We start from the raw sequence: 16,544 nt of genomic DNA on the forward strand, positions 1-16,544 counted from the left end.
TTTCCGTGCCCCGTACGCCCAAAGTGCTCGTCATCGGTCTGGACGGCGCCCTCCTCGGCCGCATCGAGGACGCCGACGCGCCCCACCTGGCCGCGCTGACGGCCGCCGGGCTCACCGCGCCGAGCCTCATCGAGCCGGGCGCGCCCACGCTGTCCGGGCCCGGCTGGGCCACGATCCTCACCGGTGCCCGGCCCGCCAAGCACCGGGTGCGGGACAACTCCTTCACCGGCAACGCGTTCGCGCGCTACCCGGACTTCCTCACCCGGCTCGCGTCCGCCGAGCGCGACCTGGCCACCTGCGCGATCACCTCCTGGGCGCCGCTCGCCGAGAAGGTCTTCTCCGCGCGGGTCGGCACCCGGGTGGCCACGCCGGACGCGGAGTACGACGCCGGTACGACGGACCGGGCGGTCGCCGAGCTGCGACACGGGAACCCGGACGCCCTGTTCGTCCAGCTGGACGCGATCGACGACGCCGGCCACCGGCACGGCGCCGCCTCCCCGCGGTACCTGGAGGCCATCCGCGGCGCCGACGCCCAGGTCGGACGGATGGTGGCCGCGGTCCGGGCGCGGCCCGCGGATGAGGACTGGCTGGTGCTGGTCACCGCCGACCACGGCCACACCGACACCGGCGGCCACGGCGGCCCCAGCCTCCCGGAACGGGAAACCTTCCTGATCGCCGTCGGCGACGGCCTCGCGCCCGGCTCGGTCCGCACGGACGTACGGATGCCGGACGTGGCCGCCACCGCCCTCGCCCATCTCGGACTCGCCCTCGACCCGGCCTGGGACCTGGACGGGCGCCCCCTGCGCGCGCCGCCGGCCACCGGCTGATCGGGGGGGTACGGATCAGCCGGGGCTGATTAGGCTGGGGGCGTCGGTACGCCGTGGTTCCGGCCCCCGCTCGTAGATCTCACGCATGCCAGGAGACGCACAACATGGCAGACCGCAAGCCGATCGAATCGTGGCTCACCGACATGGACGGCGTCCTGATCCACGAGGGCGTGCCGATCCCCGGTGCCGAGGCCTTCCTGAAGAAGCTGCGCGACTCGGGCCGCCCCTTCCTGGTCCTCACCAACAACTCCATCTACACCGCCCGCGATCTGCACGCCCGGCTGCGCCGGATGGGCCTGGACGTGCCGGCCGGGAACATCTGGACCTCGGCGCTGGCCACCGCCCAGTTCCTGAACGACCAGCGGCCCGGCGGCAGCGCCTATGTCATCGGCGAGGCCGGTCTGACCACCGCGCTGCACGACGTCGGCTACGTCCTCACCGACCACGAGCCCGACTTCGTGATCCTGGGCGAGACCCGCACCTACTCCTTCGAGGCCATGACCAAGGCCGTGCGGCTGATCAACGACGGCGCCCGGTTCATCGCCACCAACCCCGACAACGTCGGCCCCTCCACCGAGGGCGCGCTGCCCGCCACCGGCTCGGTCGCCGCCCTGATCACCGCCGCGACCGGCCGCAAGCCCTACTTCGTCGGCAAGCCCAACCCGCTGATGATGCGCGCGGGCCTGAACGCGATCGGCGCCCACTCCGAGACCTCCGCGATGATCGGCGACCGGATGGACACCGATGTCCTGGCGGGCCTGGAGGCCGGGATGCGCACCTTCCTGGTGCTCAGCGGGGTGACCCAGCCGCAGGAGGTGGACGCCTATCCGTTCCGGCCCTCCCAGGTAGTGGACTCCATCGCCGACCTGGTCGACCTCATCTGACATCGGCGGCTCAAACCCGGTCTCACCCGGACGGAGCAGCGGGGCACCCCTTCGGGATGCGGGGGCGCCCCGGCCGGGAGAACCTCCTTACGTGTCTGGAGGTTCACGATGGGCTCACTTCCCCTCACTGTGTGCAGCGGCCTGCTGGTCGTAGCCGCGCTCGGCCCGGCGGCCCAGGCCGCCCACGCGGCGGACGGCGGCACCCTCGTCGCGGCACCCGCCGCCCCCGCACCGGGGGCCGAGGTGGCCCTGAAGGTCAGCGGCTGCACCGGGAGCCAGGCCGTCGCCGCCTCGCGCGCCTTCACCGCCGACGCCCGCCTCACCGGCACTCAGGGCGCCCTCTCCGGGAGCGCCCGCGTCGGCTCCACGGTCGGGCCGGGCGCCTACGAGGTCAAGGTGACCTGCGCCGACCGGGTGGTGAACGGCAGGATCACGATCGCGGCCATGGGCAAAGGAGCCTCCGCCGCTCCGGTCGACGCCGCCGCGCACTTCGCCACCGTGGCCACCAGCGGCTCCGGACCCGACACCGCGCAGGCCATGACCGGGCTCGCGCTGGCCTCGATCGCCGCCGTCGCCGTGGGCCTGCGCACCCGCCGGGGCCGCCGTACCCGCTGAACCGCCGGCGGCGGGCTCATCCCGACAGACGGGTCCGTACGTTCCCGAAGTGGTCCCTTATGGCGCGCTCCGCACGCGGTGAGTCCCCGGAGCGGACCGCGTCCAGGATCTCCCGGTGCTGGCGGCAGGTCACCCGGGGGTCCTGCGGCACATCCAGCAGATCCCGGCGCACCCGGTGGAAGGCGTCCCAGAACGCCTCGAGGACCTCGCTGAGCAGGGCGTTGTCCAGACCCCGGTAGAGCGTGGCGTGGAAGGCGCGGTCGGTGTCGGCGAGCCCGGCGCCCTGGGCCGCCTGCTGCTCCATGCGGTCGACCAGCGCGTCCAGCTCGGCCAGGTCCGCCTGCGGCAGCCGCCCGGCGAGCCGGGAGACGAGGCCGGTCTCCACGGCCTCGCGCAGTTCGAGGAGCTGGAGCAGCGAGTCCTCGCCGCGATAGTGGCCGACGACCGTGCGGAAGGCGAGGCCCTCGATCATCGGCGCGAACGACATCGGGCCGACGTACGTCCCGAAGCCGTGCCGGATCTCCACGATGCCCATCGCCTGGAGCGCCTTGAGCGCCTCGCGCACCGAGTTCCGGCTCGCCCCGAGGAACTCCATCAGCTCCGGCTCGGTCGGCAGCGGGGCCCCGGGAGGCAGCCGCCGGTCCACGATCAGCCTCTTGATCCGCTCCTGAAGGTCCCGCGCTGCCATGGCCAGAGAGTAGCGGCCCCATGAAGCGGGGCATACGAAAAGGTCCCCCGCCGATGGGAGGGGCTGAGGCTGGGTTCCGGGGGGCGTGGGTGGCGAAGCCCCCACCGCGCGCGGCGAAGCCGCGCAATAACAGAGATGGCGACCTATTTCCGCGTTGTCTGCGGAAATAGGTCGCCATCGTCATCGTGCGCCGCCAGGGACTCGAACCCCGGACCCGCTGATTAAGAGTCAGCTGCTCTAACCAACTGAGCTAGCGGCGCCTGCTGACAGAGAGAACTCTACCTGACCTGTGCGGGTGCTTCTGACCGTCGGGAGGGGGCTTCGGAGGGGGCCGTACATCATTCGGACCGTCAAAGTGCGCGTCGCGCGGACAGTTGGGAAACTGATCAACGTGCACACAAGCGGACAAAAACACCATGAATGTGAGGCAGATCGCATGACCGCTCCGGCGTTCGAGGAGTTCGAACCCGCGCGCGACTGTGGCTGTCCCGGCTGTGTCCACCGGCGGCGCCCCCGTCCCCGCCAGCCACCCTGCCGCCCCGCCCGCCTCCCCGCGCGGCGCGGGATGGTCGTCGTGGCCGCCGTGTCCGCGGCCCTCGGCGTGGTGACCCCGGCGGCCGCCCTACCCGCCGGCCACCTCCCGCACCGCCAGGCCGTCCCCGGTGACGGCCCCGACACCCCCCAGGGCGCGGAGGCCCCCCTGCACGGCCCTGGCAGCGGCTCCACCCGGCCCGGCGGCGTCCTCACCCCGCGCACCACCCGCAACGCCATCATCAAGCGGGCCAAGTCCTGGGTGACCGCGAAGGTGCCGTACAGCATGGGCCGCTACTGGACCGACGGCTACCGGCAGGACTGCTCCGGCTATGTCTCCATGGCCTGGGGCCTGAACAGCAACCAGTGGACGGGCAGCCTCGCCAAGTACGGCGTGAAGATCAAGAAGTCTCAGCTCCAGCCCGGCGACATGCTGCTCTTCCACAACACCGCCAACCCACAGAACGGCTCGCACGTGGTGATCTTCGGCGGCTGGACGGACTCCGCCCACACCCACTACAAGGTCTACGAGCAGACACCCCCGCACACCCGCAGCCGGACGACCCCCTACCCCTACTGGAGCAACGCCGGGAAGTACGTCCCCTACCGCTACAGGGGCCTGGACACCGGCAGCGCGGGCGCCGAGGCGACCGGCGGCAAGACCTCCTTGGAGTTCCCCGGCGCGGACTCCTTCGGGCCGGGCGCGGTCAACGAGTACGTCACCGAGCTGGGCCGGATGCTGATGGCCCGGGGCGCGGCGCCGTACTACCCGAAGGGTCCGGGCCCGGCCTGGAGCGAGGCGGACCGGCGGGCCACCGAGGCGTTCCAGCGGGCCCAGGGCTGGGACGACGAGGAGGCCGACGGGCTGCCGGGACCGCGCACCTGGGACCTGCTCACCTCCGGCCGGGGCCGGGACATCGCCCCGGACGCGGCGGAGCCCGCCTCGCACGGCGTCTCCGGCTACCCCGGCAAGGGCTACTTCCGTCCGGGGCAGAGCAACGACTACGTCACCCGGCTCAGGGTCCAGCTGACCCGTAAGGGGTTCGGCCGGTTCTACGGCGACGGTCCGAGGCCGCGCTGGGATGAGGCGGACCGGCAGGCGGTGGCGGCCTTCCAGCGCGCCCAGGGCTGGCGGGGCGGCGCCGCCGACGGCTCGGTCGGCCCCGAGACCTGGCGCCGCCTGTTCCTCTGACCGGCCCCGACCGCGGTACCCCACCCATCAGTTCACGTTCATGACGCATCTGGCGCGGAGGCTGGAGGCACGCATGAGTACGACCACCCACACACCGTCCGAGTCCGAGGGGCGACCCCACCCGGCCACGGCCACCGGCACCCGCCCGGCCCGGCTGATCCGCAACGAGTCCACCACCGAGATCCCGGTCCATCTGCTCTTCCGCGACGACCCCGGGGGCCACGACCGTCCCGCGGCGGACGATCCCGTACGGGTGCCCCCCAAGCCCGCCGTGGTGAGCCGCCGGCAGGGCACCGGTGAACTGCCGCGCGCGAGCCGCCCGGCACCGCCGCCGCGGCGCCCGCTGCCCCGGCTCGACCCGGAGCTGACGGAACGGGAGGCACGGGTGCTGCCCGGGGCGGCCGGGGTGCTCGCCGGGGCCTGCGGGGTCACCGGCTGCCTGGCCGCCTCCTGGTGGGCGGGGGTGCTGCCGCCGCTCACCGCCCAGGCGCTGCGCCTGCCGCAGCCCGCGGGCACGGGGCTCGGCCCCGCGCAGTGGGCGGCGTACGCCGGGGCCGGACTGCTCGGCACGGCCGGGTTCGGCGGGCTGGCCCGGGGGCGCACCGGACGGGCCTGGGTGGTGGGCCTGTTCGGCCGCTACCGGGGGACGGTACGGCGCACCGGGCTGCTCTGGGTCAACCCGCTGCTGCGGCGCCGGCGGGTCGACGTACGGCTGCGGCACTGGCGCAGCGAGGCGCTCCCCGCGACCGATCCGGGCGGCACGCCGCTGCGGGTGGTGGTGCTCGTGGTGTGGCGGGTGCGGGACACCGCGCGGGCGGTGCTCGGCCTTGAGGACCATGAGCGGTATCTGCGCGAGTGCGTGGAGGCGGCGCTGGCCCGGGTGCCGGTGGAGCCCGCGGGCGGCGGCCGGGGCGGGCCCGCGGCGGCGGGGGAGACGCTGACCCGGCTGGTGACGGCGGAGACCGCGCCGACCGGTCTTGAGGTGTACTCCGTGCGGCCGCTGCGGGTGGAGTACGCGCCGGAGGTCGCGGCGGCGATGGAGCGCCGCCGGAACGCCGCGCTGGACGCCCGGCAGCGGGCCAGCATGCTCAGCTCGGTGGTGGACTCCGTGGAGGACACGGTGACCCGGCTGACCACGCGCGGCCTGGTCGAGCTGGACGAGGGCGAGCGCAAGGTGCTGGTGCGGGATCTCACGGTGGCGTTCTGCGCCGGGCACGGGGAGCTGGGGAGCACCGTCTCCGCCACTGGTATGGACATGCTCAAGTGCCGCCCATAATCTGTGACTTGGTCTAGACCTTCCCCTGCATGGCTCAGTGAACTCCCCACGTTCTCCAGGAGCGGCAGTATGCGCATCAAGACCAAAATGTCCGCAGTCGCGCTCGGGGTGGTGACCGCCGGAGCGTTCGCGCTCTCCACCGGCGGCGCCAGCGGGCACGGCTACACCGACCTCCCCATCAGCAGACAGAAGCTCTGCGCCAACGGCACGGTCAAGGGCTGCGGCGACATCCAGTACGAGCCGCAGAGCGTCGAGGGGCCCAAGGGCTTCCCGGCCACCGGGCCGGCCGACGGCCAGCTCTGCAACGGCAGCGTGGACCGTTTCGCCCAGCTCAGCTCACCGACCACGCCGTCCGGTGCCGCCTGGCCCACCACCCAGGTGACCGGCGGGCAGTCGTACACCTTCCGCTGGCAGTTCACGGCCCGGCACGCCACGACGGACTTCAAGTACTACGTCACCAAGCAGGGCTGGAACCAGAACCACCCGCTGTCCCGCTCGGACCTCAACCTCACGCCGTTCCTGACGGTGCCCTACAACGGCCAGCAGCCGCCGGCCACGCTCAGCCACAGCGGCGTCCTGCCGACGGGCCTGTCCGGACATCACGTGATCCTCGCGGTCTGGACGATCGCCGACACGGGCAACGCCTTCTACGCCTGCTCGGACGTCAACTTCTGAGGTACGCGGAAGGGCCCCTCGCTGTTGCGAGGGGCCCGACCTTGGCGTTGGGGGTGTGGGTGGCGAAGCCCCCACCGCGCGGCGAAGCCGCGAAAAACAGAGATGGCGGTCCATGTTCGCGCTTTTTGCGAACATGGACCGCCATCGTCATCGTGCGCCGCCAGGGACTCGAACCCCGGACCCGCTGATTAAGAGTCAGCTGCTCTAACCAACTGAGCTAGCGGCGCGTGACTCTCGCCTTCCGCTCTCGCGGCCGGCGACGAAGAAAATACTACCTGGTCCTCGGGGGTGCTCATGACCACCCGAGAGGCCGCCCGGGATCCGCTCAGATGGCCAGCGACAGCAGCACCGGCGCCGCGTTCCGGTTCAGCGTGTCCGCGGCCTGTTTCAGGCGGTGCGCGTGTTCCACCGGGAGGGACACGGCCAGGCAGCCCACCGAGGCGCCCGCGGTGATCGGGACGGCCGCGCAGACCGTGCCCACCGCGTACTCCTGGAGATCGAGCACCGGCACCGTCGGCGGCTGGGACTCCAGACGGGACAGCAGCAGCTTGTCGCTGGTGATGGTGCGCGAGGTGAGGCGGGCCATCTTGTGCCGGGCGAGATGGTCGCGGCGCCCGTTGTGGTCCAGCTGGGTCAGCAGGCTCTTGCCGACCGCCGTGGCGTGGGCCGAGTAGCGGAAGTCCACCCACTCGTTGACCGCGGGGGCGGTGGGCCCGGCCGCGTACTGGGTGATCTTGACCTCGCCGTCCACGTACCGGCTGATGTAGACCGCCGCGCCGACCGAGTCGCGCAGCCGGTCCAGCATGAGCTGGAGCTTGTCGGTGAGGGCCCGCTCGCGGTCCTGGGCCGAGGTCAGCCGGCGCAGCGTGTCGCCGGTGATGTACGCCCCGCCGCCGATCTGCTCCACATACCCCTCGCGGCGCAGCATCCGCAGCAGCACGGTGAGCCGCTCGGGACCGAGGCCGGTGTGCCGGGCCAGTTCGGTCTCGGTGACCCCGGCGGCGGTGTGCGCCACGGTCTCCAGCACGCGCAGCGCGTCCTGGGCGGAGTGGTACGGGGCGGTCGGCTCGTGCTTCAGCGCCACGGTGGGTCCCCCCTGCGCTCGCTTACTGGGCCGTGGATTCCGGACGGTGCGGCGCTACCACGATAACGGGCGAACGGCCGCCGGGGAGAGGGCGTTGACAAGTTCCCGGCTTGTCCCCCTCGCCCCGGCGGCCGTTCTCAACTGCGGTGAAGACCCACTGGCATATGCCACAGTCATGCTCCAGTGGCTGGACCTCGTCCGTTGCCCACGAATCTCACCCGGCCGCGCTCACAGCACCGCGCCGAGGAATTCCCGGGTGCGGTCCTGCTCCGGGTCGCTGAAGATCTTCTCCGGGGAGCCCGACTCGATCACCCGGCCGCCGTCGAACATCAGTACCTGGTCGGAGATGTCCCGGGCGAAGCCCATCTCATGGGTCACGCAGAGCATCGTGATGTCGGTGCTGCGCGCGATGTCCCGCAGCAGATCGAGGACGCCCGCGACCAGCTCCGGGTCGAGCGCGGACGTCACCTCGTCGAGCAGCAGCACCCGCGGCCGCATCGCCAGCGCCCGCGCGATCGCCACCCGCTGCTGCTGCCCGCCGGACAGCTGCGCCGGACGCGCCCCGCACTTGTCGGCGAGACCCACCAGCTCCAGCAGCTCCCGCGCCCGCTCCTCCGCCTCGTCCTTGGACAGGCCGAGGACCTGCACCGGCGCCTCGGTGAGATTGCGCAGCACCGACATGTTCGGGAACAGGTTGAAGTGCTGGAACACCATCCCGATCTTCTTGCGCACCTCCCGGACCTGCTTCTCCGGCGCCGGGAACAGCGGTTCGCCGTCGACGGTGATGGTCCCCTCGTCCGGTTTCGTCAGGGTCATCAGAAGTCTGAGGATCGTGGTCTTGCCGGAGCCGGAGGGCCCGATCAGGGTCACATGCCTGCCCGGCCGGACCGCGAAGTCCAGGTGGTCGAGCACGGTGTTGGCGCCGAACCGCTTGGTGACCTGCTCCAGACGGATCAGATCTGCCGGCCGGGCGGCGGTGGCGGAGGGCTCGGTACGGGTCTCAACGGACAAGGCGTCGCTCCAGGGCTCGCAGGAGAAGGGAGGCCAGGTAGGAGATGAGGACGAAGGCCACGCCGATCACGGTGAGCGGCTCGGTGAACTGGAAGCGCTGCTGGGAGAAGAGCCGGGCCTGGCCCAGCATCTCCAGCACGGTGATCACCATCAGCATCGGTGTGTCCTTGAGCATGGAGATCACGTAGTTGCCGAGTGCCGGGATCACCCGGCGGATCGCCTGCGGCAGGATCACCGCGGTCCAGGTCCGCCGCCTGGGCAGGTTCAGCGCGGTCGCCGCCTCCCACTGGCCGACCGGCACCGCCTCGATGCCGGCCCGGTAGACCTGCATGGTGTACGTCGAGTAGTGCAGCCCGATCGCGAAGACGCCGGTGGCCAGCGCGGAGAAGGTCAGGCCCCACTCCGGCAGTACGTAGAAGAGGAAGAACAACTGCACCAGCAACGGGGTGTTGCGCACGAACTCCGTGACCACCCCGACCGGCCAGCGCACCCAGCGGGTCGGCGCCCGCATCAGCAGCGTCCACACCAGGCCGAGGGTGAAGGACAGCAGCGAACCGAGGGCCAGCGCCTGAAGGGAGACCAGCAGGCCGTCCCAGAAGTGCGGCATGAAGTCGCTCACCGCGTGCCAGTCCCATGTCATACGACACCACCGCCCACCCCGGTCGTCCGCGCCCGCTTCAGCTCACGTGCCGCCGACTCCGTGCCGGGGTCCCGGCCGAGCCCCGCCTTCAGCCGCTTCTCCAGGCCGCGCATCAGCCGGGTCAGCACGAAGGCGATCACGAAGTAGATGACCAGCACATACGTGTAGATCTCCGCGCTCTGCTGGAGCGCGAGACGCACCAGGTTGGCGCTGAACGTCAGATCGCCCATGCCCATCACCGACACCAGCGCGGTGCCCTTGAGCAGCTCGATCAGCAGATTGCAGAAGGAGGGGATCATCTCCGGCACCGCCTGCGGCAGCACGATCAGCCGCATCCGCTGCGCCGGGGTGAAGCTCAGCGCGATCCCGCCCTCCTTCTGCGCCAGGTCCACCGAGTTCAGCGCGCCGCGCACGATCTCGGAGCCGTACGCGCCGTACGTCAGGCCGAGCGCCAGCGTGCCCGCCCACATCGGCACCAGCTGCCAGCCGAAGGCGATCGGCAGCACGAAGAACACCCAGAAGATCATCACCAGCGCGGAGGTGCCGCGGAAGATCTCGGTGTAGACGCCGGCCACGAAGCGCACGATCCACCGGCGGTGGGTGCGCGCGAGGCCGACGACGAAGGACACCGCGGCGGCCAGCAGCGCGCTGAACAGCAGCAGTTGGAGGGTGGTCCAGACGCCCTTGAGTACCAGTTCCCAGAGCCCCGAGGTCATTGCCCGCACAGCTCCTTCGCCGTCAGGTCCGTCATCTCGGCCTCGGTGAAGCCGAACGGCCGCAGGATCCGGAACAGTTCACCGGTCCGCTTGAGCTGGTGCAGCTCCGTGTTGAACGCGTCCCGCAGCCGGGTCTCGGTCGGCCGGAACGCGAACGCGCCTCCGTCGACGTGCCGTTCGCCCTTGACCAGCGGTGCGAACGGCGTGGTCGCCTCCGCCTTGGCCGACTTCTTCACCACCTCGCGGGTGGTGAGCGCCGTACCGGCGAACACATCGACCCGGCCCGCCTCGACCGCGTTCAGACCGGCCACCTGGTCCGGCACGATCAGGATGTCGCTCTGCCTGTAGCCCGCCTCGACGGCGTACTGGATCTCGGCGTATCCGGTGCCGGTCGCGAACTTCGCGTTCTTCGCGACGACGTCCCGGTAGGAGTGCAACCCCTTCGGGTTCCCCTTGCGGACGATGAACGAATCCAGCATCTGGTAGTCGGGATCCGCGAAGATGACCTGTTTGCAGCGGTCGGCGTTGACGTACATGCCGGCCGCGACGACATCGAACTGCTGTGAGTTCAGGCCGGGTATGAGCGAGCCGAACTCGGTCGGCACCGGCTGCACCCGGTCGACCCCCAGCCGCTTGAACACCGCCCTCGCCAACTCCGGTGCCTCACCGGTGAGATGGCCGTCCTTGTCGATGTATCCGAAGGGGATCTCACCCGCGATCCCGAGCCGTACGACGCCCTGTGCGCGGAGCCGGTCGAGCAGTTCGCCGCCGTTCCCGCTCGCGGCGGCCACCCGGGTACAGCCCGCGGCGCCCAGTGCCCCGAGCGCCGCGATCGAGCCGAGCAACGTCCGCCGGCTGGGTCTGAGTTCTGGCCGAAAAACATGTCCGTCGTTCCCATGTGGTGGAGCCATGGCGGCGCCGCTACCCAAGCCGATCCGGGGTATGCGCCTCGGTTTCCCGGCCGGACGGCGCGTCCCCGCTCCCCACCCCGCACCTCCACACAACCCCCACGGGAGCACCCGGTGGAGAGCTCCCGAGGTCCTGCCGGGTCAGTGGCCGGGCACGTACCCCCGCTTCTTGTCGACCACGTTCACCAGGGGTCTGCCCGCCGCCCAGCGCTCGTACAACTCCACGAACTGCCGACCGAGTTCGTCCCGCCAGCCCACCGTGTCCCCGCTCATGTGCGGGGAGACGATCAGACCGGGAAGGCCCCACAGCGGGCTGTCGGGCGGCAGCGGTTCGGCGGCGAACACGTCCAGGGCGGCGCCCGCGATCCAGCGCCGGGTCAGGGCGCGGGCGAGCGCGTCCTCGTCCACCAGATCGCCGCGCCCCACGTTCACGAAGAACGCCGAGGGCTGCATCACCCCGAAGACATGGGCACCGAACATGCGGTACGTCGCCTCCGTCAGCGGCGCCGCCGCGATCACCCAGTCCGCGCGGGAGACCAGCCGGTCCAGGTCGGCCGGGCCGTACACCCCGGTCCGCGGCACCCGTCCGACCAGCGCCGTCGTCACACCGAGCGCCTTGAGCAGCCGTACGATCGCCCGTCCGACGGGCCCCGACCCGACCACACAGGCACGGGTACCGGCCACCCGCCGGCTCTCCCGGTGCCGCCAGACCCGCTCCCGCTGCTGCTCCAGGGTGCGCGGCAGATCCTTGGCCACGGCCAGCACCAGCGCCGCCACGTACTCGGCGATCGGCTGGTCGAAGACCCCGCGCGCGTTGGTGACCACCGTGCCGGACGCGGCCAGCTCCGGGCACAGCAGATGGTCCACGCCCGCGCTCGCCGTGTGCACCCAGCGCGGCCGGGGCCCCGCGCCCGGCCATGCCTCGCGCACCGCGGTCGAGGTGAAGTCCCACACCAGCAGCGCGTCCGCGCCCGGCAGCCGCTCGGCCAGGTGCGCCGCGTCGGTGTGCACGATCCGGGCCCGTCCGGTCAGCCGGCCGAGCCGGGGCGGCGGCTCGGCGTCCAGCACGAGCAGGGTGGGGACGCCCCCCGTACGGGACGGCTCCGGGCCTTCGGCGGAACGGCTCCCGACCTCCGACATGCGCGGCTCCCGGCGATCCGTGGCGGGTGCTTCCGAGACGCCCCGGAGGTGCCCTCCGACCGCCCGGGATGCACGGATCGCCCACGCTCGCACCCGGATCCACCGGCGTCAACACGACCGGGTCCGCCATCGTCCGCCCCGTCCGCGAGCGGCGGCCTCGGCCGATCAGGTGCCGAGGTGGGCTGCCTCGTGAAGGCTGGGTACCCGGATGCCGGGGCAGTACCGCCTGCCGCCACGGCGGTGTGCGGCCGTCCCGTACCGCCCGATCGCACGCAGGAAGGCTGGACATGACCGCACTCGGATTCCTCTACCCGGGCCACTTCGCCGAGGACGACTATCCGCGCATCGAGCAGCTCCTGGGCAGCGACATCCGGGTGGACCTGGTCCACACCGAGATCGGCGAGGAGGCGCTCCGGGTCGAGGCACTGCGCGGGACGGGTTCCGCCGAGCGGCTCGGCGCGGGCATGGAGCGGCTGCGGCTCGCCGGTGCCGAGACCGTGGTGTGGGCGTGCACCGGCGGCGGCTTCGTGCACGGCTGGCAGGGCGCCCAGGACCAGGTGCGCACCCTGGCCCGGCTGGCCGGTATGCCGGCCTCCTCGACCTCCTTCGGCTTTGTGCACGCGGCCCATGAGCTGGGGGTACGACGGGTCGCCGTCGGCGCCACCTACCCCGAGGAGATCACCGCGCTGTTCGCGGAGTTCCTGCGGGCCGGGGGCCTGGAGGTGACCGGGACGCGCTCCTCGGGGGTCGGTACGGCCGCCGAGGTCGCGGGCTGGGGCGAGGAGGACGTACTGACCCTGGCACGGGCCGCGGACGACGCGGACGCGGAGGCGGTGCTGCTGCCGGACACCGCCCTGCACACGGCCGCCCACCTCGGCCTGCTGGAGAAGTCCCTGTCCAAGCCGGTGCTCACCGCCAACCAGGTCACCGTGTGGGAGGGGCTGCGGCTCGCCGACCGCCGGGTGAACGCGCCGGAGCTGGGGGCGCTGTTCACCCGGGAGCCGATCGTCCAGGTCTGAGGGGGCAGGGCGGGCAGGCGGGCCGGGATGGGGCGGGGCGGCTCCGGTGGCCGGGGGAGCGTGGTGCAGGCCGCGGAATAAGCGGGGAGAGCCACCTGTTACGACACTCCGGCACAGCTCACGCCGGAAACAGGAGGCCCCCACCGTGTCGGCAGACGAGGCAGCTCAGGCACACGAGAACCGCGAGGCCGCGGACGGCATCCGGGGTACGGCGCACGGCACCGCGCCCGTCCCGCTCTCCGTCCTTGACCTGGTGACCGTCGGCGCGGGCCGCACCGCCACCGACGCGCTGCGCACCAGCGTCGAGCTGTCCCGCCGTACCGAGGCCCGCGGCTTCCACCGGTACTGGGTGGCCGAACACCACTCCATGCCGGGCGTCGCCTCCTCCTCGCCTGCCGTGATCCTCGCGCATCTCGCCGCCCACACGGAGCGCATCCGGCTCGGTTCCGGCGGTGTGATGCTGCCCAACCACGCCCCGCTGGTGATCGCCGAGCAGTTCGGCACGCTGGAAGCGCTGGCACCGCGCCGGATCGACCTCGGCCTCGGCCGCGCCCCCGGCACCGACGGTGCCACGGCCGCCGCCCTGCGCCGCAGCGACACCCTGAACGAGGGCGCCGACGACTTCCCCGAGCAGCTCGCCGAGCTGATCCGCTTCCTGGACGACGACTTCCCCGACGGCCACCCCTACCGGCGCATCCACGCGATCCCCGGCCCGGTGCAGGGCAGCGCCCCCGGCGGGGTCCAGTCCGCGCATCGCCCGCCGGTCTGGCTGCTCGGCTCCTCCGGCTTCAGCGCGCAACTGGCCGGAATGCTCGGCCTGCCGTTCGCCTTCGCCCACCACTTCTCGGCGCAGAACACCGTCCCCGCGCTGGACCTGTACCGGCAGACCTTCCGCCCCTCCCCGGTGCTCGCCGAGCCGTACGCCCTCATCGGCGTCTCCGCCCTCGCCACCGACGAGGAGCGCGAGGCCCGCCGCCAGACCCGCGCCATGGCCCTCAACATGCTCCGCCTGCGGATGGGCCGTCCCGGCCTCTTCCCCGACCCCGCGGAAGCCGAACAGGCGGAACTCGGCGCCATGGAGGAGGAGTTCATCGCCTCCTGGTCCGCCAACGTGGTCCACGGCACCCCGGACGAGGTGCGCTCCGGCCTGAACGACCTGCAAAAGCGCACGGGCGCCGACGAGTTGATGCTCACCACGCATGCCCACCGGGGTGAGGTGCGGGTCCGTTCGTACGAACTCATCGCGGATGCCTACGAGTTGCCGATGGTCGGGTGACCGTCGGGGGCGGGGCACGGCGGCCACCTGACGTGGGCCCACGACGGCGGACGGGAGGCAGGCGTCACCCGCCCCGGCGCGGGGCCCGTCTCACGTCGTCGCCGTGTACGCCCGCGCCCCCAGCAGCTCGGAGATGCGGTCCGGCGGGACCGGGCGGGAGTACAGCCAGCCCTGGCCGGTGTCGCAGCCGATGCGGCGCAGGCGGGTGGCCTGGGCCGCGGTCTCCACGCACTCGGCGGTGACCGTGAGGCCCAGCCGGTGGGCAAGTTGGATCATCGCCTCCACGATCACCTCGTCGGCGGGGTTGGGCGCGGCTCCCTTGGACGCCTCCTCGTACTGGAAGCCGCGGACGAAGGAGCCGTCCAGCTTCAGCGCCGAGACCGGGAGCCGGCTGAGGTAGGCGAGGTTGGAGTAGCCGGTGCCGAAGTCGTCGATGGCGATGCGTACGCCCATGTCGCTGAGGGCCTGCAACGCCTGGAGCGGACGGCCCGCCGAGCCCATCACCGCGGACTCGGTCAGCTCCAACTGGAGCAGATGCGGGGCCAGTCCGGTGTCCGCCAGGGTCTGAGCCACATCGGCCACCAGGTCGGAGTCCCACACCTGGCGCACGGCCACGTTCACGCTGACGAAGATCGGCGGCTCACCGGGATGCGCCAACTGCCAGCGGCGGGCCTGCCGGCACGCGGTGACCAGCGCCCAGCGGCCGAGCTGGACGATCGAGCCGTCCTCCTCGGCCAGCCCGATGAACCGATTCGGCGTCAGCGTGCCGAACTGCGGATGGTGCCAGCGCACCAGCGCCTCCACCCCGGACAGCCGGCCGTCCTCCATGCCCACCAACGGCTGGTACTCCAGGGCGAATTCACCCCGCTCGATGGCGGGCCGCAGCGTGGAGGACAGCGCCTGCCGGGTCATCCGGTGCGCGTTGCGCTCGGGGTCGAACAGCGTCCAGCGGCCCTTGCCGTCGGCCTTCGCCCAGTAGAGCGTCGTATCCGCCGCCTGCATCAGACCGGTCGCCGTGGTGCCCGCCGCATGGCGCTCCACGACCCCGATGGACGCCGTCAGCGACAGCCGCTGACCGGCCAGGTCGAAGGGCTCCTGGAGGGCCCCGAGCGCCGACTCGGCGAGATCGGCGAGCTGTTCGGTGCCGGTGGAGTCCTCCACCAGCAGCGCGAACTCGTCCCCACCGAGCCGGGCCACCAAGGGAGTCGCGGCCCGCGCGAACCCGGCCTCGTCGGCGACCCTGGTCAGCCGCTCGGCCACGGCCGCGAGCAGCCGGTCCCCGACACGATGGCCGAGAGTGTCGTTGACCGCCTTGAACCCGTCGAGGTCCAGATAGCACAGCCCGATCCGGCCGGTGCCGCTCTGCTCGTACGACTCCGCCTCCAGCGCGGCCGAGAGGCGCTCGAAGAACAGGGTGCGGTTGGGCAGCCGGGTCACCGGGTCGTGCATCTGCAAGTGCCGCAGCCGCGCCTGGAGTTCACGGCGGGCGCTGATGTCGGCGACGGACAGCAGCACGCCCGCCTCGCCGTCGGCCAGCGGTACCACGGTGAGCTGCACCCACACCGAGGTGCCCCCGGGATGCTTCAGTCGGCGGGTGCAGCGCAGCCTGGCCTGCCGCCCGCACAGCACCTCCCGATAGGCATGCCAGGAACGCGCGTCGGCGGTCAGGTCCACCAGGTCGGCGGCCGACCTGCCGGAGAGTGTGTCGCAGTCGGTGCCGAGCAGCTCGCCGAAGGCCGGGTTCGCGCGCAGGACGAATCCCCCGCGATCCACGACGGCCATGGCGAGCGGCGCCGCTCCGAAGACACGGTCGTAGGTGATGTGATCACTGTCTGTGACGGCTGACCGGTCGAGGTCTGCCGCGGGCGTCGGCCCTTCGGACGTTCCGCTCACCGCTCGCTCCCGCAGTGCACTCGATCTCTGTCCGTGCCGGAAAGTGTGCCGATCATAGAGGCTGGCCCCGGGCCCTTCCAGCCATCGTCCAGTGTCCCGGACCGGACAGACTTTCTGACAGATCGTTTCTGCCCGCACCTGGACGGGTTATTGAGCCCCTCGACCAGTT

The 16,544-nt window shown here is 72.0% G+C and carries 16 protein-coding genes and 2 tRNA genes; 8 read left to right on the plus strand and 10 right to left on the minus strand.

What is annotated here, in order from left to right:
- Positions 1–5 precede the first annotated feature (5 nt).
- From HEP81_RS24660 to HEP81_RS24670, 3 genes are all read left to right on the plus strand, one after another.
- The gene (locus HEP81_RS24660; protein ID WP_243279584.1) at positions 6–827 is read left to right on the plus strand and encodes an alkaline phosphatase family protein; all 822 of its coding nucleotides are present in this window, start codon (positions 6–8) and stop codon (positions 825–827) included.
- 104 nt (positions 828–931) lie between these two features.
- Positions 932–1,711, plus strand: coding sequence for an HAD-IIA family hydrolase (locus HEP81_RS24665; RefSeq protein ID WP_037651530.1), 780 nt, complete (start codon positions 932–934; stop codon positions 1,709–1,711).
- Positions 1,712–1,819: 108 nt separating this feature from the next.
- Complete coding sequence (locus HEP81_RS24670; protein WP_037651532.1) at positions 1,820–2,326, plus strand: hypothetical protein; 507 nt, start codon at positions 1,820–1,822, stop codon at positions 2,324–2,326.
- 16 nt (positions 2,327–2,342) lie between these two features.
- Here HEP81_RS24670 and HEP81_RS24675 read toward each other — a convergent pair whose 3' ends face one another.
- The gene (locus HEP81_RS24675) at positions 2,343–3,014 is read right to left on the minus strand and encodes a FadR/GntR family transcriptional regulator (RefSeq protein WP_037651534.1); all 672 of its coding nucleotides are present in this window, start codon (positions 3,012–3,014) and stop codon (positions 2,343–2,345) included.
- 186 nt (positions 3,015–3,200) lie between these two features.
- Positions 3,201–3,274 (minus strand) — tRNA-Lys (locus HEP81_RS24680).
- A gap of 176 nt (positions 3,275–3,450) precedes the next feature.
- On the opposite strand from HEP81_RS24680, the gene HEP81_RS24685 reads away from it, so the two are divergent.
- The 3 genes from HEP81_RS24685 to HEP81_RS24695 all read left to right on the plus strand — a co-directional run bounded on the left by HEP81_RS24685 (position 3,451) and on the right by HEP81_RS24695 (position 6,688).
- Positions 3,451–4,737, plus strand: coding sequence for a peptidoglycan-binding protein (locus HEP81_RS24685; RefSeq protein ID WP_037651536.1), 1,287 nt, complete (start codon positions 3,451–3,453; stop codon positions 4,735–4,737).
- Between the two features lie 73 nt (positions 4,738–4,810).
- Positions 4,811–6,013, plus strand: a complete 1,203-nt coding sequence (locus HEP81_RS24690) for an SPFH domain-containing protein (RefSeq protein ID WP_051849865.1) — start codon at positions 4,811–4,813, stop codon at positions 6,011–6,013.
- Between the two features lie 69 nt (positions 6,014–6,082).
- On the plus strand, positions 6,083–6,688 hold the full coding sequence (locus HEP81_RS24695) for a lytic polysaccharide monooxygenase auxiliary activity family 9 protein (RefSeq protein ID WP_037651537.1): 606 nt from the start codon (positions 6,083–6,085) through the stop codon (positions 6,686–6,688).
- A 153-nt stretch (positions 6,689–6,841) separates the two neighbouring features.
- Here the strand turns inward: HEP81_RS24695 and HEP81_RS24700 are convergent.
- The 7 genes from HEP81_RS24700 to HEP81_RS24730 all read right to left on the minus strand — a co-directional run bounded on the left by HEP81_RS24700 (position 6,842) and on the right by HEP81_RS24730 (position 12,187).
- Positions 6,842–6,915 (minus strand) — tRNA-Lys (locus HEP81_RS24700).
- Between the two features lie 98 nt (positions 6,916–7,013).
- Entirely contained in the window at positions 7,014–7,772 is a 759-nt protein-coding gene (locus HEP81_RS24705; protein ID WP_037651539.1) for an IclR family transcriptional regulator, read from the minus strand.
- A 228-nt stretch (positions 7,773–8,000) separates the two neighbouring features.
- Positions 8,001–8,783, minus strand: coding sequence for an ectoine/hydroxyectoine ABC transporter ATP-binding protein EhuA (gene ehuA, locus HEP81_RS24710; RefSeq protein ID WP_037651541.1), 783 nt, complete (start codon positions 8,781–8,783; stop codon positions 8,001–8,003).
- Complete coding sequence (ehuD, locus tag HEP81_RS24715) at positions 8,773–9,423, minus strand: ectoine/hydroxyectoine ABC transporter permease subunit EhuD (protein WP_037651543.1); 651 nt, start codon at positions 9,421–9,423, stop codon at positions 8,773–8,775. Before ehuD ends, ehuA begins: the two co-directional genes overlap by 11 nt.
- Entirely contained in the window at positions 9,420–10,139 is a 720-nt protein-coding gene (gene ehuC / locus HEP81_RS24720) for an ectoine/hydroxyectoine ABC transporter permease subunit EhuC (RefSeq protein WP_037651545.1), read from the minus strand. The genes ehuD and ehuC overlap by 4 nt, the downstream gene beginning before the upstream one ends.
- Positions 10,136–11,050 carry an ectoine/hydroxyectoine ABC transporter substrate-binding protein EhuB gene (gene ehuB / locus HEP81_RS24725; RefSeq protein ID WP_037651546.1) on the minus strand — a complete coding sequence of 305 codons (915 nt, stop codon included), beginning with the start codon at positions 11,048–11,050 and terminating at the stop codon, positions 10,136–10,138. Before ehuB ends, ehuC begins: the two co-directional genes overlap by 4 nt.
- Positions 11,051–11,188: 138 nt before the next feature.
- Positions 11,189–12,187 (minus strand): D-2-hydroxyacid dehydrogenase, encoded by a 999-nt coding sequence (locus tag HEP81_RS24730; RefSeq protein ID WP_051849866.1) that lies wholly within the window; start codon positions 12,185–12,187, stop codon positions 11,189–11,191.
- Between the two features lie 287 nt (positions 12,188–12,474).
- Here HEP81_RS24730 and HEP81_RS24735 point away from each other — a divergent pair, with 287 nt between their 5' ends.
- Positions 12,475–13,206 (plus strand): maleate cis-trans isomerase family protein, encoded by a 732-nt coding sequence (locus HEP81_RS24735; protein WP_037651547.1) that lies wholly within the window; start codon positions 12,475–12,477, stop codon positions 13,204–13,206.
- A 145-nt stretch (positions 13,207–13,351) separates the two neighbouring features.
- The gene (locus HEP81_RS24740) at positions 13,352–14,482 is read left to right on the plus strand and encodes an LLM class flavin-dependent oxidoreductase (RefSeq protein ID WP_051849867.1); all 1,131 of its coding nucleotides are present in this window, start codon (positions 13,352–13,354) and stop codon (positions 14,480–14,482) included.
- Positions 14,483–14,572: 90 nt separating this feature from the next.
- Here the strand turns inward: HEP81_RS24740 and HEP81_RS24745 are convergent, their stop codons facing one another.
- Positions 14,573–16,375 (minus strand): putative bifunctional diguanylate cyclase/phosphodiesterase, encoded by a 1,803-nt coding sequence (locus HEP81_RS24745; RefSeq protein ID WP_037651549.1) that lies wholly within the window; start codon positions 16,373–16,375, stop codon positions 14,573–14,575.
- Positions 16,376–16,544 lie beyond the last annotated feature (169 nt).

Source organism: Streptomyces griseofuscus (assembly GCF_014673495.1).
In the GTDB taxonomy this organism is placed as follows: Bacteria; Actinomycetota; Actinomycetes; order Streptomycetales; family Streptomycetaceae; genus Streptomyces; species Streptomyces murinus.